The organism is Saccharothrix luteola, from assembly GCF_020859565.1.
Lineage (GTDB): Bacteria > Actinomycetota > Actinomycetes > Mycobacteriales > Pseudonocardiaceae > Actinosynnema > Actinosynnema luteola.
On the sequence record NZ_JAJHUO010000043.1, the window covers coordinates 65,825 to 87,782 of the forward strand.

A 21,958-nucleotide genomic window follows, 5' to 3' on the forward strand; every position below is an offset into this window, starting at 1 on the left:
CGAAGAGGCCGGTGGTCTGCTGACCACCGGCCTCTTCGCGTGTGCACGATCAGACCGCGACGGGCGAGTGCTCCCGCACGATCGCCGCGATGGTGGACACCGCGCGCGACACGTCGGCGGCGTCCACGCCGCGGTGGGTGACGGCGCGGAGCGTGCCACGACCCAGCTCGGCCAGTCGGACGCCCTCCCGCGCGGCCAGCTCGATGAGCGCGGCGTGCGTCAGCGGTGACCCGATCAGCCGGAACCGAACCATGTTGGTGCGCACCCGGACCGGGTCGACCTCGACACCCGGCACTCCGGCCAGGCCCTCGGCCAGCGCACGGGCGTTGGCGTGGTCCTCGGACAGCCGGTCGATCCCGGTGTCGAGCGCGACCAGGCCGGCCGCCGCCAGCACACCGGCCTGCCGCATCCCGCCGCCGAGCATCTTGCGAAGCCTGCGGACGGCCGCCACGAAGTCCGCCGAGCCCACCACCACCGACCCGATCGGCGCCGACAGCCCCTTGGACAGGCAGAACTGCACCGAGTCCGCACGCCGGACCAGCTCCGCCGGATCCACGCCGAGCGCGACGGCGGCGTTGAAGATCCGCGCGCCGTCCAGGTGGAACCTCATCCCGTGCGCGGTGGCGAAGTCGGCGACGGTCGCCAGTTCGGCGGCCGTCAGCGCGACCCCGCCCGCCCGGTTGGCCGTGTTCTCCACGCACACCACCGCCGGCACCGCGAACTGCGGGTCGTCGGCGTCCTCCGGCAGCGCGGCGAGCAGGGAGTCCGGCCGCGGTCGGCCGTGCTCGTCGGTCTCCACCGGGTGCAGCGCGAGCCCACCGAGCACGGAGACGCCGTGTGCTTCATAGGCGTAGATGTCCGAGTCCCGCGCGGCCAGCACACCCGTGCCGCGCGGCGCGTGGGCCATGATCGCGGCGAGGTTGGCCATGGTGCCGCTGGGCATCAGGCAGCCGGCCTCCTTGCCGAGCAGGTCCGCCGACCGCTCCTCCAGCCGGGCCACGGTCGGGTCCTCGCCGTAGACGTCGTCGCCCAGCGGCGCGCCGACCATCGCGGCCAGCATCGCCGTGGTCGGGGTGGTGAAGGTGTCGCTGCGCAGCTCCACGATCGAACTCGGCATGGCGCGTCCTCTCCTCAACGGGTGGCCGGCACCGTGATCGGTGCGGTCGCGATCCGGATGCGCGCGTGCGCCGATTCCGCCCGCGCGATGGCCTGCGCCGCCGTCGCGCCCACGGCGATGACGTGGCCACGGCGGTCGGTGAAGCTGTGGTCGGGGGTCAGCCGCTCGCCCGGTGTCGCCGTGCACACGGCTTCGGTCACGCCCGGAGCGCGGCGGGCACCGTCCACACCGGACACCGAGGTCACCACGCCGGCGGGCGGCACCAGGAACCGGATCGAGGCGTGGGCCGCGAGCGCCGACGCGGACGGCGGGGTCAGGCCGGCGGCGTGGGCGACCACCTCCGCCACCAGGTCCCGCCCCGACGCGTGCCGCACGAGGCGCGGGATGAGGCCGCCCGCCAGCCGCGGGTTGACCTCGATCAGCCACGGCCGCCCGCTCGCCCAGCGGAACTCGACGTGCGCGGTGCCGTCCGGCAGGCCGCACGCGCCCAGCGCCGCCAGCGCGGCCGAGCCCAGCGCGACGCTCGTCGACCGGGGCACGGGCGCGGGGAAGTCGTGCCCGTGCTCGACGAAGTGCGGCTTCGGCCCGAGGTGCTTGGCGGTCACGCCGACGAGCTCGCCGGCCACCACCTCCACCGAGAACTCGGGGCCGGCGATCTCCCGCTCCACCAGCACCTCCGCCGCGCCGTCGGCGAACAGCCGGGCGGCCCAGCGCCCGGCCTCCTCGGGATCGGCGCACGCGCGGACACCGCACGAGCCCGAACCGCGGCCCGGTTTGACCACCACCGGGCCGAACGCGCGGGCCGCCGCGACGGCGTCGGCGGGCGTCCGGCACCCGGCGAAGTCCGGCGCACCGAGGTGGCTCAGCCGCTCCCGGGCGGCCACCTTGTCGCGGCAGACGGTGATCCCGTCCGGGTCGACGCCGGGCAGCCCCAGGTCCCGGGCCACGGCGGCGGCCACGCCGATGAAGTACTCGCTGCTGCTGGTGACACCGCGCAACCCCGGCAACGCCGCGCACGCCGTCCGCACCGCGTCCGGTGAGCCGGTGTCCACCAGCAGCACGTCCAGGTCCAGCTCGGCCGCGTACTGATAGTGCCGCTCCCCCCTGGTGAGCAGCACCGGGCTCAGGCCGAGCCGTCGGGCGGCCACCGCGAAGTCACGGCCGGTGCCGGTGGTGTTGCTCTCCACCAGCGCCAACCGACCCGCGCTCACCGCCCCACCCCGGCGACCAGCGCGCGCACCGCGGCCGACCGCTCGTCGTCCGCCGCCCGCACCCGGGCCGCCCACTCCCGCGCGTCCCGCACCCGGTCGCGCCAGTCGGCCAGCAGCCGTGCGTGGGCCCGGTCGAACGACCGCGGGCCGGGCCCGCCGCCGAAGTCGGTCGCCAAGCACACCGCGGCCGGGTCCAACCCGGTGAGCACCGCGCCCAGGTCCACCGGGAAGCCCTCGTCGCGCAGCACCCGGTCGAGGTCGGCCGAGGCCGCCACCATCGCGGACCCGGACACCGGACCGCCACCCGCCAGCCCGGTGATCAGCCGGCCGACCGCGCGGTGCGCGACCCGGAACGGCACCCCGGCGGCGACCAGGCGGTTGGCCAGCGCGGTCGCCACCGTGCCGCCGCGATCGGCGTCGGCGAGCATCGCGTCCGCCCTCGGCCGCGCGCCGGCCACGACGGACAGCGCGAGCCCGAGCACGTCGACGAGCTGCCCGAGCGCGGGCCAGATCGGCGCGACGGCGTCCGTGGTCGCCTCCACCGAGTTGCCGAACGGCACCGCGCGCGTCACGCTCGCCGCCGCCGTCCACGCGCCGATCAGCGCGCCGGCGCCGCCCTTGATGTGCTCCAGCAGGAACGGGTTGCGCTTCTGCGGCATGGCTGAGCTGGAGCCCACCAGGCTGTCGGGGAAGTCGACCAGGCCGAACTCGGGCGTGCTCCACAGCTGGAGGTCGGCGGCCAGCCGGGACAGCGTCAGCCCGGCCAGCGCGCCCGCCGACAGCAGCCGGACCAGCCCGTCGCGGGAGGCGACGGAGTAGCCCGCGTGCTCCACCGGCTCGTCGAACCCGAGCAGCCGCGCGGTGTGCGCCGGGTCGACCGGCACGTCGGTGCCCGCGCCCGCCGCCGCTCCCAGCGGGCACCGGCGCAACGACCGGGCGGCGTGCCACACGCCGGTGATGTCCGCGTCCAGCGCCTCCGCGATGCCCAGCAGGTACCAGCCGTAGCTGACCGGCACCGCGGGCTGGTACTGGCTGAACGCGGGCATCACCGTGCTCCGGTGCCGCCGTGCGGCGGCCAGCAGCACGGCCTGCAACCGCAGCAACCCGCTCAACACCGAGGCCACCTGCTCGCGGGCCCGCAACTGGTGCACCGTGGCCTTCAGGTCGTTGCGGGAACGCCCGGTGTGCAGGACGCCGCCGACCGCCGGGCCGAGCAGCCCGATCAGGTGCTCCTCGTACAGCAGGTACGCCCCGCGCGCCGCGGGCCTGCCGCGCAGCGGCGCGAACCCGTCACCGCGCAGCCGGTCGATCTCGACCAGCAGCGCGACGGCGGACGCGGGCGCGATCAGCCCGCGGGCCGCGAGCATCAGCAGGTGCGCCTGGTCGATCGTGCTGACCCAGGGCAGTTCGGCGTCGATCCCGGCGTCCGCGGTGGCGCCGAACACGATGCGCGAGCTGCGCGCGCCGAGCCCGCCGACCACCCGCCCGGTGTCCACCGCGGAGGTCGGCGGCGCGACGGCCAGTGGCACGTCCATCACGCCACTCCCGCCAGGTCCGCGCCGACGACCTCGGCCAGCGAACGGCGTCCCCACAGCAGCCGGGACCAGCCGTCCACCGCGTCCGCGGCCCCGCTCACGGTCACCGGCCGGCCGCCGGGCGCGTCGGCGGACCAGCCGCCCGCCGTCAGCCACCCGTCGTCGTACACCGTGTCGAGGTAGCGGAACCCCTCGTCCGGCAGCACCACGACGGTCAACGCGTCCGGGTTGCGCGCCGCCCACCACGCGCCGGCCAGGTAGGACGCGCCACTGGTCGGCCCCATGAACAGGGCGTGCCTGCGGTGCAGATCCCTGGTGGCGGCGTAGGCACGGCCCGCGTCCACCCAGTGCACCTCGTCGAACTGCCGGTGGTCCAGGTTCGCGGGCACCAGGCTGTTGCCCAGCCCGCGCAGCGCCCGCAGCCCGTCGGGCTGGCCGAACAGCACGCTGCGGTGGGTGTCCACGCCGATGGCCCGCAGGTCCGGGTACGCCTCGCGCAGCGCGCTCGCCGTGCCGCACATCGAGCCGCCCGACCCGACCGGGCCGACCAGGCAGTCCACCTGGCCGAGCTGGTCGGCGAGCAGGTCGGCCACCAGCGCGTAGGACGCCGGGTTGGCCGGGTTGGTGTACTGCTCGGGGCAGAACGCCGACGGCAGCGCGGCCATCAGCTCCGCGACCCTGGCCAGCCGGGTCGCCTGGTAGCCGCCTCCGGGCGCGCGTTCGCGCACGATGTCCACGGTCGCGCCGAGGTCTTCCAGCCTGCGTCGCAGGGGCGCGTCGATCACCGGGTCGCTGACCAGCACCAGCGGCCGGTCGGTGATCGCGCACTCCATGGCCAGCGCCAGCCCGAACGTGCCGGAGGTGGTCTCCACGACCGTCGCGCCCGGCTCCAGCAGGCCCTGGTCGGCCGCCTGCCGCATGATGTGCCGCGCGGGCACCATCTTCATCAGCCGGTAGGCCAACGCGTAGAGGTTGTCCGTCAGGCGCACCACCACGGGGATGCGGTACGCCTCGACCACGTCGCCGAACGCGGGCACGGCTCAGCCACCGGACCGCGTGCGCAGGCTGAGCGGGCGCATGTCGGTCCACACGCGCTCGATGTGCCCCAGGCACTCCTCGCGGGTGCCCGTCGCGCCGCCGTCGCGCCAGCCGGCCGGGACGTCCCGACCGGCCGGCCAGATCGAGTACTGCTCCTCGTGGTTCACCACGACCTTGAAGGTCGCCTCGCTGTCGGACACGGTCTCCGCCTCTCGCCGTCGTGCCGGGGACACCAGGTTCCGACGGCGGTTTACCGCGGTCCTATCCCGCCGCTATCGCCCGACCGGCGTCGATCGGCCACCGATGCCCGTTCGATAGGACCGGGCGGTTCAGTGGTGGCAATCCCGTGGATCCGGCGACGGTGTCACCCAGCCGGTCCGGCCCCCGTCGAAGGCAGGTCGAAGTCCCATGAGCATTCCCGCCGAAGGATCAGTGCGCCCGGCCGCGTGGCCGTGGCCCGATGACGAGCTGCACGTCGACGGTGCGCTGCTGCTGCGCCGGTTGGCCGCGATCTCCCGCATCGGCGCCCGGCCGGGGCGGGGGATCACCCGGCTCGGGCTCACCCCCGAGGAGACCGCGGCCCGCGCCCACCTCGCCGAGCAGTGCCGCCGCGACGGGCTGGTGGCCCGCACCGACGAGGCGGGCAACCTCGTCGTCCGGCGGCCCGGCCCGGCCCGCCCGGACCGGCCGGTGCTGCTCATGGGCTCGCACATCGACACGGTGGTCGACGGCGGCCGGCTGGACGGCACCTACGGCGTGATGGCCGCGTGCGAGGTGTTGCGGGTGCTGGCGGCGCACGACGTCGAGCTGGCCTACGAGCCGGTCGCGGTGGCGTTCACCAACGAGGAAGGCGCGTTCTTCCCCTACCCGTTCTTCGGTTCCCTCGGGCTGGTCGGCCGGGTGGACACCGACCACGCCCGCCGGATGACCGCGAACGGCGTGGCGCTGCCGGACGCCCTGCGCGCCGCCGGCGGCGACCTGGACGCCATCGCGGACGCGGCGTGGCCCGCCGGTTCCGTCGCGGGTTACCTGGAGCTGCACATCGAGCAGGGTCCCGTGCTGGAGCAGGCGGGCGTCCCGATCGGCGTGGTGCAGGCCATCACCGGCCGCACCATTCTGGACATCACCGTGCGCGGTGACCAGGACCACGCCGGCACCACACCGATGTGGGCCCGCCGCGACGCGCTGACCGTCGCCGCGCGGGCGGTGCTGGCCATCGAGAAGCTGGCCCGCACCCGCGACCTGTGCCGGGTGTCCACCGTGGGCCGGATCAGCGTGGACCCGGGCACCACCAACGTGATCCCCGGCACCGCGCGGCTCACCGCCGAGATCCGCGACGGCCGCGCGGACCGGCTGCGCGCCGCCGAACTGGCGATCACCACCGAGCTGGCCCAGCTCGCCGAGGCGACCGACACCGAGATCGAGGTCCTGCCCGCCCGGATCACCCAGCCGGTCGCCACCGACGGCGCGTTGAGCCGCGCCATCGCCGACGCCGCCGACGGCCTCGGCCTGCGGCACGCCGCCCTGGACAGCGGGGCGGGGCACGACGCGCAGGTGGTCGCCGCCCTCGCGCCGATCGGGATGATCTTCGTGCCGAGCCGGGACGGGATCAGCCACGCACCCCACGAAGACACCGACGACACCCACCTGGTCGCGGGCGCGGACACGCTGCTGCGCACCGTGCTCGGGGTGGCGCGGCCATGAGCCACGAGGAGGAGACCATGACCAGTCCACAGAGGATCGCGGTGTTCTGCGGCGCCAACCCCGGTCGCGGCGGCGCCTACCTGGCCCGTGCGACCGACCTGGGCGCCGAGCTGGGCAGGCGCGGTATCGGCCTGGTGTACGGCGGCAGCGGGGGTGGGCTGATGGGCGCGGTGGCCGACGGCGCCCTCGCGTCGGGCGCCCACGTCACCGGCGTCATCCCGCACCACCTGACCCGGCACGACCCGGTGAAGACCGACATCGACGAGATCCACCTCGTGGAGACCATGCACGAGCGCAAGTCCCTGATGTACCGGCTGGCGGACGCGTTCATCGTCCTGCCCGGCGGTTTCGGCACCTTCGACGAGCTGTTCGAGGCGCTGACCTGGGTCAAGATCGGCCTGCACGACAAGCCCGTGGTGCTGCTCGACGTGGACGGCTACTACCGCCCGCTGGGCGCGCTGCTGGACCGCAGTTCCCGCGAGGGCTTCATCTCCGGTGGGGAACGCGGCCTGGTGCGGCTCGCCTCGACGGCGCGGGAAGCGCTGGACCTGTGCGGCGCGCGACGGGTCGCCGAACTCGCCGCCGGCTGACCACCCCGCCGAACGGCCCGGAACCCGGATGACCGGGTTCCGGGCCGTCGCAGTCCTCTTGGCGATGGCCGAAGGGACTACGAGGTGGGCATCATCACCTTGTCGATGACGAACACGGTGGCGTTCGCGGTCGGGATGTTGCCGCACAGGACCTTCGCGCCGTTGACCGTGACGTTGTCGCCGGAGCCCTCGACCTTGAGGGTGCCGCCCTGGACGGTGGGCAGGCCGGCGGAGGACAGGATGCCTTCCTTGTCCATGCGCTGCGGCACGACGTGGTAGGTCAGGATGCCGGTCAGCTTGGGCTTGTCGGCGAGCACGGCGTTGAGGGTGTCCGCGCCGAGGGCGTCGAAGGCGGGGTCGTAGGGCGCGAAGACGGTGTACTTCGCGTCCGCCTTGTTGAGGGTGTCGACGAGACCGGCGGCCTCGACGGCGGCCACGAGCTTGGTGAGCAGCGGGTTGTTGCTCGCGGCGGTGGCCACCGGGTCGTCGACCATGCCGTCGAGGGAACCCTCGGTGTCCTTCGGCAGGTTGGCGCAGGCGGCGCCGAACACGTCGCCGGTCGTGGTGACGCCGTCGCTCATCGCCTTGCTGCTGGTGGTCGTGGTGGTCGTGGCGGCGGCCGAGGTCGTGGTGTCGGAGGCTGCCTGGTCGCCGCTGCCGCAGGCGGTCAGGGCGATCAGGGCCGCGGTGAGAACGCCGATCGCGGACGCGGGCCGGGTGCTGCGCATGGGAGGTCACTCCTTTGAGGACGGTTGCCAGGACGGTGCTTCCCGGCTTGTCATGGGTGATTCGGCGCCGGAAGGGCTCCGGATTGGTCGAACGGAAGAAAAGTCGGGGAGTTCCTCGTGCCGGTCGTGTTCGGACTGGTCACGGTCGGGCGGTGAACACGATCGTGTGCCATCCGGCGGCGCCGTCCGGGATCGGTTCGGCCCGTTCACTGGTCTGGGTGTAGCCGGTGCGGTCGGTGGCCCGCACTTCCAGCGTGTGGGAGCCGGCGGGCAGGTCGAGCTCGGCGCGCCACATCCGCCAGGTGTCGACGGTGACCTCCGTGCTCAGGGTCGTGGCCTGCCAGGGACCGCCGTCCACGCGGACCTCGACCTTGTCGACGCCCCGGTGCTGGGCCCACGCGACCCCGGCGGCGACGAACCGGCCCGCGGGCACCTGCTCGAAGGCCTTGGGCCGGTCGACGCGGGACATGGTCTTGATCGGGGCACGGCGTGCCCAGTCGCGCTTGACCCAATAGGCGTCGAAGTCGGCGAACGTGGTGAGTTCGGCGTCGACCAGCCACTTGGTCGCCGAGACGAACCCGTACAGGCCGGGCACGACCATGCGCACGGGGAAGCCGTGCTCGACGGGGAGCGGTTCGCCGTTCATGCCGACGGCCAACAACGCGTCGCTGCCGGGCCTCATGACGTCCTCGACGGGGGTGCCGCAGGTCCAGCCGTCCACGCTGCGCGTCGCGATCTGGTCCGAACCCGGTCGGATGCCCGCCTCGGCGAGGATGTCGCTCAGGGACACGCCGATGAAGGTGGTGGTGGAGATGTAGGGCCCGCCGACTTCGTTGGACACGCAGCAGAGGCTGATCGTCTTCTCCACCAGCGGCCTGGCCAGCAGGTCGTCGTAGGTGAGGACGAGTTCGCGGTCGACCATGCCGTGCACGCGCACGCGCCAGTCCTGCGCCCGCACCCTGGGCACGGACAACGCGGTGTCCACCCGGTAGAAGTCCGCGTTCGACGTGAGGAAGGTCGGCGTCCCGTCCCCGGCGAAGTCCGCCCCCTCCGGGATCGGCGGTGCGGTCACGTCCGGGGTGAGCCGGATCGAGCGGCGGGAGGCCTCCACGTCGACCCGGCCACCGAGGAACTGCCCGGCGGCGGCGGTCGCCCCGGCCGCGGCGGCGACGGCGGTGGAGGTGACCAGGAAGCGACGGCGTCCCAGGCCGGGCACCCGCCAGTCCACCGGACGCGTACTGGGACCGTCCACAGTGGCGTCCTCGGGAGGCTCGCCCGCCGGGCGCCGGGCGAGCCGGTGCAGCCACCGGAAGACCAGGACACCGACGACCAGGCTGATCACCGGCGCGAGCACAGCCGTCACGCCCAGCGTGGGGCGGGCGAGCACCGCCACGATGCCGACCACGCCGAGCCCGCCCGCCAGGACCGTCCCGGGCAGCGCGCCGCGCCGGGACAGCAGCCCGGCCACGACCGCCGCACCCGCGATGACGACCGCCATGCCCGCCAGCAGGACGAGCTTGTCGTCCTCGCCGAACGTGCGGATCGCGAAGTCCTTCACCGGGTGCGGCGTCAGGTCGATCGCGGTGTTGCCGACGGCCAGGAACGGTGAGGCGAACGGGTCGACGAGCGCGGCGACGAGGTGCCCGGCGGCCAACGCCGCCGCCACCGCGAGCAACCCCGCCGCGACCGCCGCCCACAGCGGCAGCCGGGGATCGTCTCTCTGCCTGCGCGTGGTTGCGTTCACACCTGGTATTCGCAGCGAACGGCCCCTCGGATTGCCCCGGAGCAGAAACCGGGAAGCCGGGAAGCGTGCGGTTCATGGGCGATGACCGGGCCGTGGAGCCGTGGGAGTCGGCGCGGTGGGGCACGTTCCGGCCCACGGCGACCGCGCTCGCGGTCGTCAGGACGCTCACGTCCGCCATGCGGTAGTCCGCTCGACGGCGATCCACGCACGACGCCGGACCTTCACCCGTTGGGCCGACCCGACCTCCACCGACTCGTCCCCCCGACCAGCAGCGGGGATCTCGACCATGGACGCAGCGCGCAGGCGTGGTTCCGGTCGGTCGTGCGGCACGTCGGTCGGGCACGTACCGTGTAGGGGAGGTGAGCTGTCACCGATCTCTTACAAGGCGACAACACGGGTTGAACAGCAACCCGTTGCCGCTCTCGTGTTCCAACGAGAGGCGTCCCCATGCTCGGCACAAGCAGCACAGACGACATCGTGACCGTCGACGTCACCCGCTACCGGGGTGTGCCCGTCCTCACGGTGCGCGGCGAGTTGGACTCCACGACCATCATGCCGGTCCGCACGGGGTTGTTCGACCAACTCGACCGAGGTCACCGGGGGCTGGTCGTGGACCTCTCCGGGGTGACCTTCATGGGCTCCACCGGACTGCAAGCGCTGGTCGACGCGATCGCACACTCAAGGCGCTCCGGCAAGGTCCTCGCCGTCACCGCCCGGCACCGCGCGGTCCTGCTCCCGATGCGGTTGACCGGCTTGGACCGGGCAGTGGCGGTGCGCGCCACGGTCCACGAGGCCGCGGTGGCCGTGCTGTCGTCCTAACGCTCGATCCCGGCGTCCGGGCGCCCCGCCGTACAACCGATCTCCGCCCACACGGTCTTGCCGCCCTCGTGGCGGTCGACGCCCCAGTCCGCGCTGCAGTACGCGACGAGCACCATGCCCCGTCCCCGCTCCGGGCCCGACCGCGACCGCCCCACCACCACCTCGCCGTCCCCGGCGTCGTCGACTTCGATCCGCACGGCGCACGGTCCCGACGACCGCCACACCCGCAACCGACGTGGGGCCTCGCCGTGGTCGTAGGCGTTGGCCACCAACTCGGTGACGACCAGCAGGCAATCCTCCACCTCTTCGTCACTCCGGTCGGACAACAACCCGCGCGCCCACCGCCGGATTCGCACCAATGGTGGATCCTCGTCGGTGAGTTCCAGGGTCAGCGGTCTCGCATCGGCCTCGCCCTCGTAGAGCATCACCACGAGCCCCACCCCTCCCACCGAAGACGTCGGATCTCATCAGGTTTACCCGCGCTTTCCGTCCATTAACCACACCGCAACCGTCCACCCGGGCGTCCCGGCCGGGAACGGGGTCAGCCGCCGACGTGGATGCCGGGACGCCGAGCCGGGTCGGGTTCGTTGGCGCGGATGATCTCCCGGACCACCGGGGCGGTGTCGCCGCGACCCAGGAGCAGGTAGCGGAACAGGTGTCCCAGCGGGTTTCCCTCGCTCCAGGCGAAGTGGCAGTGCGGGAGGACGTCGGTGGTGTCGCGCAGGGTCAGCAGGATCGCGGCGATCGCGTTGGGCGCGGCGGGGCTCTCGGTCCGCAGGATCCGGTGGCCGTCGACCTCGACGCCCCGGACCTCGAGCACGTCGCTGAACGCCGACGGGTCCACCACGTCGATCTCCAGGAACAGCACGTCGGCCTGACCGGGCACCGGGTTCGCCCCGCGCTGCTCGACCTCCTTGTCCGCGTACTCGGCCGCGTCACCGGCCTGGCGGCGGTTGGCGATGATGGTGAGCGCGCCGTCGTGGGCGATCGAGTCGGTGACGAACCGGCGGGCGGCGTCGTCGAACTCGATGTGGTCGACGCGCAACTCGGTGGTCCGGCTGACCCTGGACACCAGGGAGACGGCGATGATGCCGAGGACGAAGAAGCACGAGATCGTGATGCCGTCGGGCTTCTCGATCACGTTCTCCACCAGGGCGTAGACCATGATCAGGGTGAGGACCGTGAACGCGATCGCCGACCGGCGCTGCCGACGGCGCACGGCGGAGATCGTCACCGCGACCGAGGCCGACACCATCATGGCCAGGATGCCGGTGGCGTAGGCGCCGGCCTGGGCGTTGACGTCGGCGCGGAAGACGATCGTGATCAGGATGCAGACGGCGGTGTAGACCAGCACGACCGGCCGCACGGCGCGGGCCCACTCCGGCGCCATGCCGTAGGACGGCAGGTAGCGCGGCACGATGTTGATCAGGCCGGCCATCGCCGACGCGCCCGCGAACCACAGGATCAGGATGCTGCTGATGTCGTAGGCGGTGCCGACCCACTCGCCGAGCAGGTCGTGGGCGAGGTAGGCCAGGGCGCGGCCGTTGGCCTCGCCGCCGGGCTGGAACTGCTCCACCGGCACGAGGACCGTGGTCACGAAGCTGGTCGCGATCAGGTAGACCGACATGATGACCGCGGCGGTGGTGAGCAGCTTGCGGGTGTTGCGGATGCGGCTCTCCAGCCGTTCGGCCTCGGTCCGACCGTCGGTCGCCACCAGGGGCATCATGCTGACACCGGTCTCGAACCCGGACAGGCCCAGCACCAGCAACGGGAACGCCAGGATCGCCGGACCGACCACCCCGGCCAGTCCCCCGCCGCCGGAGGTCAGCGCGTCCAGCCACCGGTCCAGCGCGACGGGCCCCGACACCACCTCCACCACACCGGCCACCACGACCACCGCGTTGAGCAGCAGGAACACCGCGACCAACGGGATGGCCACGCCCACCGCCTCGCTGAACCCGAGCAGGAACACCCCGCCCAGGACCAGCAACAGCACGACCGTGACCAGGACCTCGTGGCCGTGCAGGAACCCGGGCGCGTGCGGGTTCTCCAACGCGTGCACGGACGCGTCGGCGGCCGACAGCGTGATCGTGATGATCCACGACGTCGCCACGAACCCCAGCAGCACCAGCACGAACAGCTTGCCCCGCCAGAACGGCAGCAGGTCCTCCAACATCGCCACCGACCCCTGGCCGTGCGGGCTCTCCCGAGCCACCCGGCGGTACATCGGCAACATCCCGAACAACGTCAGCGCCACGATCAGCAACGTCGCCAACGGCGAGATCGCGCCCGCCGCCAACGCCGCGATACCGGGCAGGTAGGACAAAGTGGAGAAGTAGTCCACACCGGTCAGGCACATGACCTTCCACCATGCCGTCGGCTTGGCGTGCTGCTCGGAGCCCGCGGGCCCGACGGGCTGCACCCGGTGCTCCAGCAACCACCGCCCCAACCGCGAGGACGGGGCGGCCGGTCGAACCGGGCTGTCCACCCGTGCCGGAACCGCGAACTGCGGCCTGTCGGTCATGCCGGTTCTCCTGTGACGATCACGTGACGGAACGCGGGGTGGAGGATCTCGCCGGTCGCGAACGCACGACGCGGCTCGCGGGGACCGTCCTCAACGGAGTGAACCCTCTGCGCCACCCCTGCAGCGCCGAAAACGCCACCATCGGGCGTAAAGATTCCGCTAAACCTCTCGAAGCGGCACGTGCCGTGCGTCGGACGACGCGTCCGGAAGGGCCGGCGGTCCGTGGCACCGGACCGCGATGAGCAGGGTGTCGTCGTGGTACCGGATCACGTCGTGCATGTCGTGGACGATGGCCGACGGCGTCTACGACGTCGCCTCACCCGCGGGCGAGCGCTACGGCGAACGGGCACTCGCCCGGGCCATCAACGCCACCCGCCTGCTCCCCGCGGCCCAGGTGCCCCGGGCGATCCTCCAGGAACTGTCCGGGCACCGTCACACGCGGCTCTCCGAGGACGACGCGATGATCGTGTGCCTGGACTGGCACGACAAGCTCGTCCCGGACGAGGCCGGGTCGCTCGGGCGGTGACCACAGGAGTAGCGCGGCAGGAAGAGGTTCTCGATGGCGCTGAACATCGCCGGCACGGCCGGTCCGGCAAGACGAACACCAACGCCGGCCCCGCCGAACGGACCCCGAAGCCCTTCTGCCGCCACCGGGTCGCGCCGACCGTCCGCTCGACCCGTCTTCAGCGTCGCCGACCAGGTATCACCGTGCCTCAGCAGCCAGTTCCATCACTCGAAGGAAGGAGGTGGTCAGCGGGGATCCTTCGTCGCGGTGTCGAGGTTCGAGCGCATCGTCCTGGTCAGCGGGTGGTCCGGTCCCAGCGTTCGTTCGGCGTCGGCCAACGCCGTCTCGAGCAGCGGGATCGCCTGTTCGGTCCGCCCCGCCGACACGTAGGTGATGGCAAGGTTGTGACGCGAGCTCAGCGTGGCCGGGTGGTCCGGCCCGAGCACCCGCTGCTGATCCGCGATGTTCTCCAGGAACAGCGTGGTCGCCCGCCCCAGGTCACCTGCCGACCGGAGGCAATCGGCGAGGTTGTTGCGCGCGGTCAGCGTGTCGGGGTGATCGGCTCCCAGTATCCGCTGGAAGTCGGCCAGGCTCGCCTCGAACAGGTGGACGGCCTGCGGCAGGTCGCCCACCGACCGGCGAACGGCGGCGAGGTTGTTCTGCGAGGTCAGCGTGTCCGGGTGGGCGGGACCCAGCACACGTCGTCGATCAGCCAGCGTTGCCTCGAACAGCGGAACCGCCCGCCGCGGATCGCCTGCCGACCGATAGGCGAGCGCGAGGGCGTTGCACGAACTGAGCGTGTCGGGGTGGTCGGGTCCCAGCACTCGCCCGAAGTCGGCCAGGTTGGCCTCCAGCAGCGGGATCGCCCGCTCCGGGTCACCCGACGACTCGTAACAGCGGGCGAGGTTGTGACGTGCGGTCAAGGTGTCCGGGTGATCAGTGCCCAGGACTCGCTGTCGGCCGGTCAGGGTCGCCTCCAGCAGCGGGATCGCCAGGCGCAGCCGGCCCGCCGACCAGTAGGCGTGAGCGAGGTTCTCCCGCGCGGTGAGCGTGTCGCGGTGCCCTGGTCCCAGCACCCGTTCAACGTCCGCCAGGACCGCTTCCAGCAGTGGAATCGCCCGCCGCAGATCACCCGCCGACCGGTAAGCGCCGGCGAGGTTGCCGCGGCAGGCGAGCGTGTAAGGGTGGTCGGGTCCGAGCACCCGTTCGGCGTTGCCCAGGGTCGTCTCCAGCAGTGGAATCGCCCGCCGCAGATCACCCGCCGACCGGTAAGCGCCGGCGAGGTTGCCGCTCGCGGCCAGCGTGTCGGGGTGGTCGGGGCCCGACACCCGCCGCCGATCGGCCAACGCCGCCTCCAACAACGGGATCGCCCGCCGCAGATCGCCTGCCGACCAGTGGGCGGTGGCAAGGCTGTCCCGCGACGTCAACGTTTCCGGGTGGTCGGGCCCCAGCACCCGGGTGCTGTCGTCCAGGATCTCTTCGAACAGCGCGATCGCCCGCACCGGATCGCCCGCCGACGCGTGGGCGTCGGCGATGTTGTGGCGTGAGGCCAGGGTGTCGGGGTGGTCGGGGCCCAGTACCCGCCGCCGGTCGGCCAGCGCTGCCTCGAACAGCGGGATCGCCCGGCCCAGGTCACTCGCCAACCGGTAGGCGCGGGCGAGGTTGTCGGACGAGCGCATGGTGTGCGGGTGGTCGCCTCCGAGCACTCGTCGGCTGTCCGCCAACGTCGCCTCGAACAGCGGGATCGCCCGGCCCAGGTCACCTGCCGACTCGTGGGCGGCGGCGAGGTTGGTGCGCAGGACCAGCGTGTGCAGGTGGTCCGGTCCCAGCACCCGCTCGTTGCCGGCCAGGGTGGCTTCCAACAGCGGGATCGCCCGCCCGGGTGCGCCCGCCAACCGGTAGGCGTTGGCGAGGTTGCCGCACGAGGCGACCGTGTTCGGGTGGTCGGGGCCCAGCACCCGCCTGCCGTGAGTCACGTTCGCTTCGAACAGTGCGATCGCCCGGCCCAGGTCGCCCGCGGTCTGGTGGGCGATGGCGAGGTTGTTCCGCGACACCACCGCACGCGGGTGCTCGGGGCCCAGAAGTCGTTCCCAGCCGCGGGTGGCGCGGACGTGCAGGGCCGTAGCCGTGGTGGCGTCACCCTGGCCGTGCAGGTAGCGGGCGAGGGCATCGGCGAGGTCGCACAGCCGATCGGTGTCGGCGTCCGGATCCGAGTGATCCAGCAGTGCCAGCGCGTGGGGTCGCACCGCCTGGAAGGCCGGCCAGTCCGCCGGCAGGTCGGGATCGGTTCCGATGACGGCGGTTTGGAGAGCGGCCGTAGTGGCGTGGCGAGCCAGGGTGATGTCGTCGGGCCGGCGGTGGGGGTCGGTGGGGTCGGGTGTGCGGGTGACGGCTTGGACCAGGCGGTGCACGCCGATGGAGTCGGCGGTGAGGGTGATCATGCTGTAGGCGGCCAGCCGTCCCAGTGCGTGCAGCAGGTCGGGATCGAGCGCGCCACCGCTGGTGACGGGCAGGTGACGCGGGATGTCGTGGGGGGCGTACCAGGCCAGTCGACGCAACAGGTCGCCCGCGTGCGGGGTGTCGGCGAGCCGGTCGAGGGTGACGCGCCAGACTCGGGCGATGGTGCGCTCGGCATCGCCGCCTTCGGCCGTGGCGGTGAACATCCGCGCCGGGTACCGCCTCAGCAGTTCCAGGTAGGCGGCGGGGGTGATGAGGGTCTGGGCGAGGTAGGCACCGGCCTGCTCGATGGCCAGTGGCAGCCAACCCAGCTCCTCGCACAGCAGCCGTGCGTCGGTCAGGTCGGCTTCCGGCCACTCCTCGTGCACGACGCGGGTCAGCAGCTCCACCGCTTCCGCCTCGGGGAGCACGTCGACGGCCACGGTCGTCGCGCCCTTCCAGCCGCGGGCGCGCCGAGAGGTGATCAAGATCGTTCCGGTTCGCACCCGCTCCAGCAGCGCGGTGGCGTCGGCCGGGCCGGTGAGGTTGTCCAGCACCAACAGCCACCCGTCGTGGGATGCCAGCCACCGCACCCCCAGTTCGACCCGCTGCTCGAACAGCAGCTCCGCCGTCTGCGGCGCCAGCGCCAGCGCGAGCTCCGCCAGGCCGTTCTCCAGAGCGGCCGGCGAGTCGGCGGTGATCCACCACACCGGGGTGAAGCGCTTCGCGCGCCGTTCAGCGAACCGGGCGGCCAGGGCGCTCTTGCCCACCCCTCCCAATCCGTGCAGGGCCACCACCACCGCACGTCGGCCGGACGTGGCCACCGCCTCGTCCACTCGCGCCAGCTCGGTCTCGCGGCCCACGAACGACGCGGGCACCCTCTGCGTGCGCCCTACCCATGAAGAAGCCTGCACCGACTCCATCGACGGCACCTCAGGAGCGGGACGCACCGTGCCCACGCCGCCGTGGATCGTGACGTCCCCACCTCCCTGGATCACGGTCGACGCGCCGGACGCCTCGCCGTGTTGACGCACCGCGGCCGTATCGCGCTCGTCACCGGAGTCGTGCACCAACCACCCACCCACTCACGTGCGCCCGGCTACGAGCAGTCCGACGGCAATCAGGGAAGACCACATCCCAACCGGTCCGACATCCCGCCACAACGCACAACTGCGGACAACCCGCGTCGGGGACGACTGCGACGCGGTGATCAACTGCGGTCGTCGGGATGTGCGTCGTCGTCGAACGCGGCGGCGAGCAGCGTGCCCTTCGTGAGCACCAGCACGCGGCCCGGAGCGAGGCGACGCAGTTCGCGGACCCGCTGGGTGATCTTGACGCGCTCGACGACCTGACCGCGGGAGTCGACGAACAACAAGGAGCCGCCGGCGTCGGCGAGCACGAACCCGCCGCCGCTTCCCCCGTCCTCGGCGATGACCTCCCCGAACGCGGCTTGCCGCACGGCGGTCCTCCACACCACGCGGCCGTCGTGAGGATCTGCCACGGTGAAGCCGGTCCCGCGTTCCCTCAGCCAGAGCAGACCACCGACGTGCTGCGGCGCCACGGGCACGAGCGGACTCCCGGCCACGACCAGTTCGCTCGCCGTCCCCGCCGAGAGCGAGATCCGCGCCACGGCGTCGTCACCGCACCGGACGAGGAAACGATCACCCCCGACCGCCGTGAAAGCCACTTCGTGGTCGTAGTGGGCGAGCGGTTGCGGCAACGAGCAGGTGCGCAGTCGCCGACCGTCCCGTCGCCCGATCAACCGCACCTCGGAACCGCCGGGCTCACCGATCAGGAACCCACCACCTCCCGCGGCCGGCCACACCGTGCGCACGTCGTGCTCCGCCTCCCACAGGGTCCGGCCGGTGGCGATGTCCAACGCGCGCAACGGGGTGTACCCGCGCCAGCCGCCCACGAGCACCACGTCTCCGTCGACCACGAGGTGCCCGGTCCACCGCCGGAGAACGACCCTCCAGACGTCCTCCCCCGTGGCGAGGTCCAGGCACGTCAACTCGTCGTCCTGCCACAGCACCAGCACGCGTTGCCCGGCAACGGACATCGCTCGCAACCACCTGCCGGTCCGAACGTCCCACCGCACGGACCCGTCCTCCGGATCCAGGCAGACCAGCCTCGTGTTCCGCTCGTGGACCACCAGCCCGCCGGAACCCACAGCGACGTCGGCGCCGGAACCGGCCTGGTGAAGTGGCCGCTCCCACCTGATCCCCAGCACCGCCGAAGCCCACCACGCGTCGCGGATGCCCCGCCACTCGTTTCCCGACGCCGTGCCGCCCGGTGGACGTGCCGACAACCGGCATGTTGTTGATTCCTGTAACCCACAGTTCACTCTTGAGTGAGTAGGCAGAGTCCTGTTAGCGTTCACACCGAACGGTGGCGCCCGTCACACCGCCAACCAGCGCCCCCCGCGACAGGGCCGCCGCACCGCATCCCGGGCAGAGCCGCCGCCTGCGCCGACGACGACGTCGGCGGACACACGAGTGGAGACGCCGATGTCGACCGCCCAGTGCCGCGCGCACCCGCCCCGAGCCTCGGGCTCCCCAAGTCGCCCGGCGACCCCGGCGCAGCGCGACTCCCGGCGCTGACCGCAGCCGCACGACAGCTCGACCGGCAACCACAGCGCCCTGCCCGGCGGTCGCCTCGTCCCAGGCCGACGCTCGCCGGCACTTCACCTGCGAGGAGATCATCCGTGAACAGACAGCCGAAGGCCGGGCGCCGGCTGGCCCGACTCGGTCTCGTGGCGCTCGCCGTCGCCGCCGCGGCGGTGGCCGTCGCACCACCCGCACAGGCCGCACCCGGCTACGTCTACACCACGTTCAAGGGTGACGCCGCCGCCGACCAGGAGCTGTGGGTCTACTCCTCGGCCAACGGCACGAACTTCAGCGTGCTGGCCGACACCGACTACCGCGGCCCGTCCGGCGTGCTGCGCGATCCCAGCATCATCCAGCACAACGGGCTCTACTACGTCGCGCACACCGTCCAGTCGTGGACCACGAACTCAACACACTTCAACATCGCCTCCAGTCCGGACCTGGTCAACTGGACGCACGTGACCAGCGTCAACTCCGGCGTCGCCAACACGCGGTTCACCTGGGCCCCCGAGTTCTACGTCGAGGGCGGCACCGTGCGGATCATCGTGAGCATCGCCCAGACGACGTGCTCGAACTGCTTCCGCCCCTACGTCTTCACCGCCCAGAACAGCGCGCTGACCTCCTGGAGCGGGCCGGTGCAGATGGGCGGCCTCGGCTACAACTACATCGACACCTACGTGGTGAAGTCGGGCAGCACCTACCACGCCTTCACCAAGAACGAGACCTCCAAGTACATCGAGCACTGGACCAGCACGAGCCTCACCGCCGGGTGGGGCAACCGCGGCCAGTTGTGGAGCTCGGGCTACGAAGGTCCGGCCGTGCTGCGGATGAGCGACGGCTCCTGGCGCATCTGGGTCGACAAGTACACCAACGGCGGCATCTGGACGGCCACCAGCTCGAACCTCGACTCCTGGTCGGGCCTGAGCCAGATCACCTGCCCCGGTTGCCGCCACGGCACGATCCTGCCGGTGGCCGACGTGCCCGGCACGGCTCCGGTCCACCGCGTGACCAACCGCAACAGCGGCAGGGTGATGGACGTCGTGTCGGCCTCCACCGCGGACAACGCCGAGGTCAAGCAGTGGACCTGGAACGGCGGCGGCAACCAGAAGTGGCAGTTCCAGGACGCCGGCGGCGGCTACTTCCGCATCGTCAACCAGAACAGCGGCAAGTGCCTGGACGTGGCCGGCGCCTCCACCGCCGACGGGGCCAACGTCATCCAGTACACCTGCGGCGGCGGCGCCAACCAGCAGTGGCAGTGGCAGGCCACCGGGAGCTACTTCCGGATCGTCGCGCGGCACAGCGGCAAGTGCCTCGACGTCGTCGCCTCCGGCACCGGCGACGGCGCCGACATCCAGCAGTACACCTGCGGCAGCGGCACCAACCAGCAGTGGAGCCGCACCCAGGTCTGAGCCACCCCTTCGTGACGCAGGTGGGACGCCCGCGGCATGGGCATCGCACCTGTCGGACCGCTGTGCAGCAGATCTAGTGATTGGACATCTCATGAGATTGACCACGGCGTCTGGCGGCCACCCGTCAGGACCACCCCGGAGCACCCGGTCGTTGCGCCGGTCGCTGGTCGCCCTCGCGGTGACGACGCTCACCGCGGCGACCGGCCTGGTCGTCACCACGCCCGCGGCCACCGCCGCCACGAGCCAGTTCCGCGGCATGAACTGGGCCGTGATGGGTGATAACTTCAGCACCGGCACGCTCGTCGTGCAGGGGCTGAGCCAGTCCGACAGCAACGCGACCGTGCGGGCCAAGGCCAACGCGCTCTACGACGACATGGCCGCCACCATGGGGGTCAACACCGTCCGGCTGCCGATCAACACCCACACGGTGGCCAACACGACCTGGTGGAACGCCTACCGCGGCGCCATCGACGCCGCCACCGAGCGCGGGTTCAAGGTCATCCTCGCCTATTGGGAGGACGGCGCCGCCTCGGGCGGCCGGATCACGAACCTGGCCGCGTGGAACGCGATGTGGTCCAGCGTGACCAGCACCTACGGCTCGAACAGCAACGTCTACTTCGAGCCGATGAACGAGCCGCACGGCTACTCGTCGGCGGACTGGCGCAACGTCGCGGCGAACTGGCTCAGCTACCACTACTCGGCGCCGCCCAGCCGGGTGCTCATCGGCGGCACCGGCTTCAGCCAGGACCTGCGGGACATCTGCAACGACAGCCGCTTCAACTCGACGCTGCTGTCGTTCCATCACTACGCCTTCTTCTACGGCGCGATGACCTACGACCAGTTCCGCAGCCACATCCAGACGCGCCTGGGCAACTGCGCCTCCCGCGCGGTCGCGACCGAGTTCGGCGCGCCGATGTCCACCGGGCTCAACTACGGCGACGCGAACAGCAGCGACAACTTCGTGCGCCACATCCGCGCCATGGCCCAGGTCATGCGGGACAACCAGATGGGCGGCACCTACTGGCCCGCGCTCGGTGGCAAGTACAAGGACAACCTCGGTTACGACTGGTACTCGATGTACGCCCTGAGCGGCAGCGGCACGAACCTCAACCTGACGATCCGCAACACCTCCGGCGCCGACCGGATCCGCTACGGCTGGGGCGACAACACCACGACCCCGCCGCCCACGGCCTACCGGATCACCGTGCGCCACAGCGGCAAGGCCATGGGCCTGCAACAGGCGACCACCGACAACAGCGCGCGCGTCGGCCAGTACACCTACGCCGGCAACGCGTGGCAGCAGTGGCAGTTCCAGGACGCCGGCAGCGGCTACTGGCGCATCGTCAGCCGCCACAGCGGCAAGTGCCTCGACGTGCTGAGCGCTTCGACCGCCGACGGCGCCGAGCTCGCCCAGTACACCTGCGGCACCGGCACGAACCAGCAGTTCCAGATGGTCGCCAACGGCGACTACTTCCAACTGCGGGCACGGCACAGCGGCAAGTGCGTGGACGTCCCGTCCGCGTCGACCGCCGACGGCGTGGTCCTCAAGCAGTACACGTGCAACACCGGCACCAACCAGCAGTGGTCCCGCACGACCGTCTGACCGTCACCCTGAGGTGACCGCGGTGCGGCTTCACTTCCCCGGCGTCGAGCGCGTGCTCGGCGCCGGGGAAGTGCCCGTCCGGGTGGGTTCAGACCCCGACCGGGCCGTGAAGGTGACGTCGGTGTGCCACACCGGGGCCTCGCCGACGTCACCCGTCAGGCCGCCACGGCACGGACGGCGGCCCCCCCCCCCCCGGGGGGGGGGGGGGGCGCCGGCCCCCCCGCCCCCGCCGGGGGGGGGGGGGGGGGGTGGGGGGGGGGGCGGGGGGGGGGGGGGGGGGGGTAGGGCTGGAGCCGGCGAGGATCGCCCGTTGGACCCGCGACAGCTCCTCCCCCGGTTCCAGGCCGAGCTCGTCGACCAGCAGCCGGCGGCCGTCCTGGTAGACCTCC

At 72.3% G+C, this 21,958-nt stretch carries 18 protein-coding genes; 6 read left to right on the forward strand and 12 right to left on the reverse strand.

Going from position 1 to position 21,958, the window contains the following annotated elements:
- Positions 1–49: 49 nt before the first annotated feature.
- From LNK82_RS42035 to LNK82_RS42055, 5 genes are read right to left on the reverse strand one after another with little or no spacing between them, the layout of a single operon-like run.
- On the reverse strand, positions 50–1,117 hold the full coding sequence (locus LNK82_RS42035) for a GntG family PLP-dependent aldolase (protein WP_230572451.1): 1,068 nt from the start codon (positions 1,115–1,117) through the stop codon (positions 50–52).
- A gap of 14 nt (positions 1,118–1,131) precedes the next feature.
- Positions 1,132–2,328: an ATP-grasp domain-containing protein gene (locus LNK82_RS42040; protein WP_230572452.1), complete on the reverse strand. Its 1,197-nt coding sequence runs from the start codon at positions 2,326–2,328 to the stop codon at positions 1,132–1,134.
- Positions 2,325–3,863, reverse strand: a complete 1,539-nt coding sequence (locus LNK82_RS42045) for an argininosuccinate lyase (RefSeq protein ID WP_230572453.1) — start codon at positions 3,861–3,863, stop codon at positions 2,325–2,327. Before LNK82_RS42045 ends, LNK82_RS42040 begins: the two co-directional genes overlap by 4 nt.
- A complete protein-coding gene (locus LNK82_RS42050) occupies positions 3,863–4,900 on the reverse strand; it encodes a cysteine synthase family protein (RefSeq protein ID WP_230572454.1) in 1,038 nt (345 codons plus the stop codon). The genes LNK82_RS42045 and LNK82_RS42050 overlap by 1 nt, the downstream gene beginning before the upstream one ends.
- Before the next feature lie 3 nt (positions 4,901–4,903).
- Positions 4,904–5,101 carry an MbtH family protein gene (locus tag LNK82_RS42055; RefSeq protein ID WP_230572455.1) on the reverse strand — a complete coding sequence of 66 codons (198 nt, stop codon included), beginning with the start codon at positions 5,099–5,101 and terminating at the stop codon, positions 4,904–4,906.
- A gap of 208 nt (positions 5,102–5,309) precedes the next feature.
- Here LNK82_RS42055 and LNK82_RS42060 point away from each other — a divergent pair, with 208 nt between their 5' ends.
- Positions 5,310–6,605: a Zn-dependent hydrolase gene (locus LNK82_RS42060; protein WP_230572456.1), complete on the forward strand. Its 1,296-nt coding sequence runs from the start codon at positions 5,310–5,312 to the stop codon at positions 6,603–6,605.
- Positions 6,606–6,622: 17 nt separating this feature from the next.
- Positions 6,623–7,195 (forward strand): LOG family protein, encoded by a 573-nt coding sequence (locus tag LNK82_RS42065; protein WP_230572457.1) that lies wholly within the window; start codon positions 6,623–6,625, stop codon positions 7,193–7,195.
- Positions 7,196–7,272: 77 nt separating this feature from the next.
- On the opposite strand, the gene LNK82_RS42070 is transcribed toward LNK82_RS42065, so the two are convergent.
- Both LNK82_RS42070 and LNK82_RS42075 read right to left on the reverse strand, forming a co-directional pair.
- Entirely contained in the window at positions 7,273–7,923 is a 651-nt protein-coding gene (locus LNK82_RS42070; protein ID WP_230572458.1) for a fasciclin domain-containing protein, read from the reverse strand.
- Positions 7,924–8,062: 139 nt separating this feature from the next.
- Positions 8,063–9,667, reverse strand: a complete 1,605-nt coding sequence (locus LNK82_RS42075; RefSeq protein ID WP_230572459.1) for a molybdopterin-dependent oxidoreductase — start codon at positions 9,665–9,667, stop codon at positions 8,063–8,065.
- Positions 9,668–10,144: 477 nt separating this feature from the next.
- Here LNK82_RS42075 and LNK82_RS42080 point away from each other — a divergent pair, with 477 nt between their 5' ends.
- Complete coding sequence (locus LNK82_RS42080) at positions 10,145–10,486, forward strand: STAS domain-containing protein (RefSeq protein ID WP_230572460.1); 342 nt, start codon at positions 10,145–10,147, stop codon at positions 10,484–10,486.
- Here LNK82_RS42080 and LNK82_RS42085 read toward each other — a convergent pair.
- Together LNK82_RS42085 and LNK82_RS42090 are read right to left on the reverse strand one after the other, a co-directional pair.
- On the reverse strand, positions 10,483–10,926 hold the full coding sequence (locus tag LNK82_RS42085) for an ATP-binding protein (protein ID WP_230572461.1): 444 nt from the start codon (positions 10,924–10,926) through the stop codon (positions 10,483–10,485). The genes LNK82_RS42080 and LNK82_RS42085 overlap by 4 nt on opposite strands.
- A gap of 101 nt (positions 10,927–11,027) precedes the next feature.
- Entirely contained in the window at positions 11,028–13,010 is a 1,983-nt protein-coding gene (locus LNK82_RS42090; RefSeq protein WP_230572462.1) for an APC family permease, read from the reverse strand.
- A 238-nt stretch (positions 13,011–13,248) separates the two neighbouring features.
- On the opposite strand from LNK82_RS42090, the gene LNK82_RS42095 reads away from it, so the two are divergent.
- Positions 13,249–13,536, forward strand: a complete 288-nt coding sequence (locus LNK82_RS42095; protein WP_230572463.1) for a SpoIIE family protein phosphatase — start codon at positions 13,249–13,251, stop codon at positions 13,534–13,536.
- Positions 13,537–13,760: 224 nt separating this feature from the next.
- Here the strand turns inward: LNK82_RS42095 and LNK82_RS42100 are convergent, their stop codons facing one another.
- Positions 13,761–16,874: a tetratricopeptide repeat protein gene (locus LNK82_RS42100; protein WP_230572464.1), complete on the reverse strand. Its 3,114-nt coding sequence runs from the start codon at positions 16,872–16,874 to the stop codon at positions 13,761–13,763.
- 287 nt (positions 16,875–17,161) lie between these two features.
- Complete coding sequence (locus LNK82_RS42105) at positions 17,162–18,331, reverse strand: outer membrane protein assembly factor BamB family protein (protein WP_308257503.1); 1,170 nt, start codon at positions 18,329–18,331, stop codon at positions 17,162–17,164.
- 324 nt (positions 18,332–18,655) lie between these two features.
- Here LNK82_RS42105 and LNK82_RS48070 point away from each other — a divergent pair, with 324 nt between their 5' ends.
- Positions 18,656–19,966 (forward strand): RICIN domain-containing protein, encoded by a 1,311-nt coding sequence (locus LNK82_RS48070; RefSeq protein WP_230572465.1) that lies wholly within the window; start codon positions 18,656–18,658, stop codon positions 19,964–19,966.
- Positions 19,967–20,057: 91 nt separating this feature from the next.
- A complete protein-coding gene (locus LNK82_RS42115) occupies positions 20,058–21,569 on the forward strand; it encodes an RICIN domain-containing protein (RefSeq protein ID WP_230572466.1) in 1,512 nt (503 codons plus the stop codon).
- Positions 21,570–21,717: 148 nt separating this feature from the next.
- Here the strand turns inward: LNK82_RS42115 and LNK82_RS42120 are convergent.
- A partial coding sequence (locus tag LNK82_RS42120; RefSeq protein WP_268997993.1) for a BTAD domain-containing putative transcriptional regulator occupies positions 21,718–21,958 on the reverse strand: 241 nt, incomplete at its 5' end.

Coding starts and splice junctions, on each gene's coding strand:
- LNK82_RS42035 (WP_230572451.1), bottom strand. CDS start 1,117: ATGCCGAGTTCGATCGTGGAGCTGCGCAGCGACACCTTCACCACCCCG.
- LNK82_RS42045 (WP_230572453.1), bottom strand. CDS start 3,863: ATGGACGTGCCACTGGCCGTCGCGCCGCCGACCTCCGCGGTGGACACC.
- LNK82_RS42060 (WP_230572456.1), top strand. CDS start 5,310: ATGAGCATTCCCGCCGAAGGATCAGTGCGCCCGGCCGCGTGGCCGTGG.
- LNK82_RS42065 (WP_230572457.1), top strand. CDS start 6,623: ATGACCAGTCCACAGAGGATCGCGGTGTTCTGCGGCGCCAACCCCGGT.
- LNK82_RS42070 (WP_230572458.1), bottom strand. CDS start 7,923: ATGCGCAGCACCCGGCCCGCGTCCGCGATCGGCGTTCTCACCGCGGCC.
- LNK82_RS42090 (WP_230572462.1), bottom strand. CDS start 13,010: ATGACCGACAGGCCGCAGTTCGCGGTTCCGGCACGGGTGGACAGCCCG.
- LNK82_RS42095 (WP_230572463.1), top strand. CDS start 13,249: ATGAGCAGGGTGTCGTCGTGGTACCGGATCACGTCGTGCATGTCGTGG.
- LNK82_RS42100 (WP_230572464.1), bottom strand. CDS start 16,874: ATGGAGTCGGTGCAGGCTTCTTCATGGGTAGGGCGCACGCAGAGGGTG.
- LNK82_RS42115 (WP_230572466.1), top strand. CDS start 20,058: ATGAGATTGACCACGGCGTCTGGCGGCCACCCGTCAGGACCACCCCGG.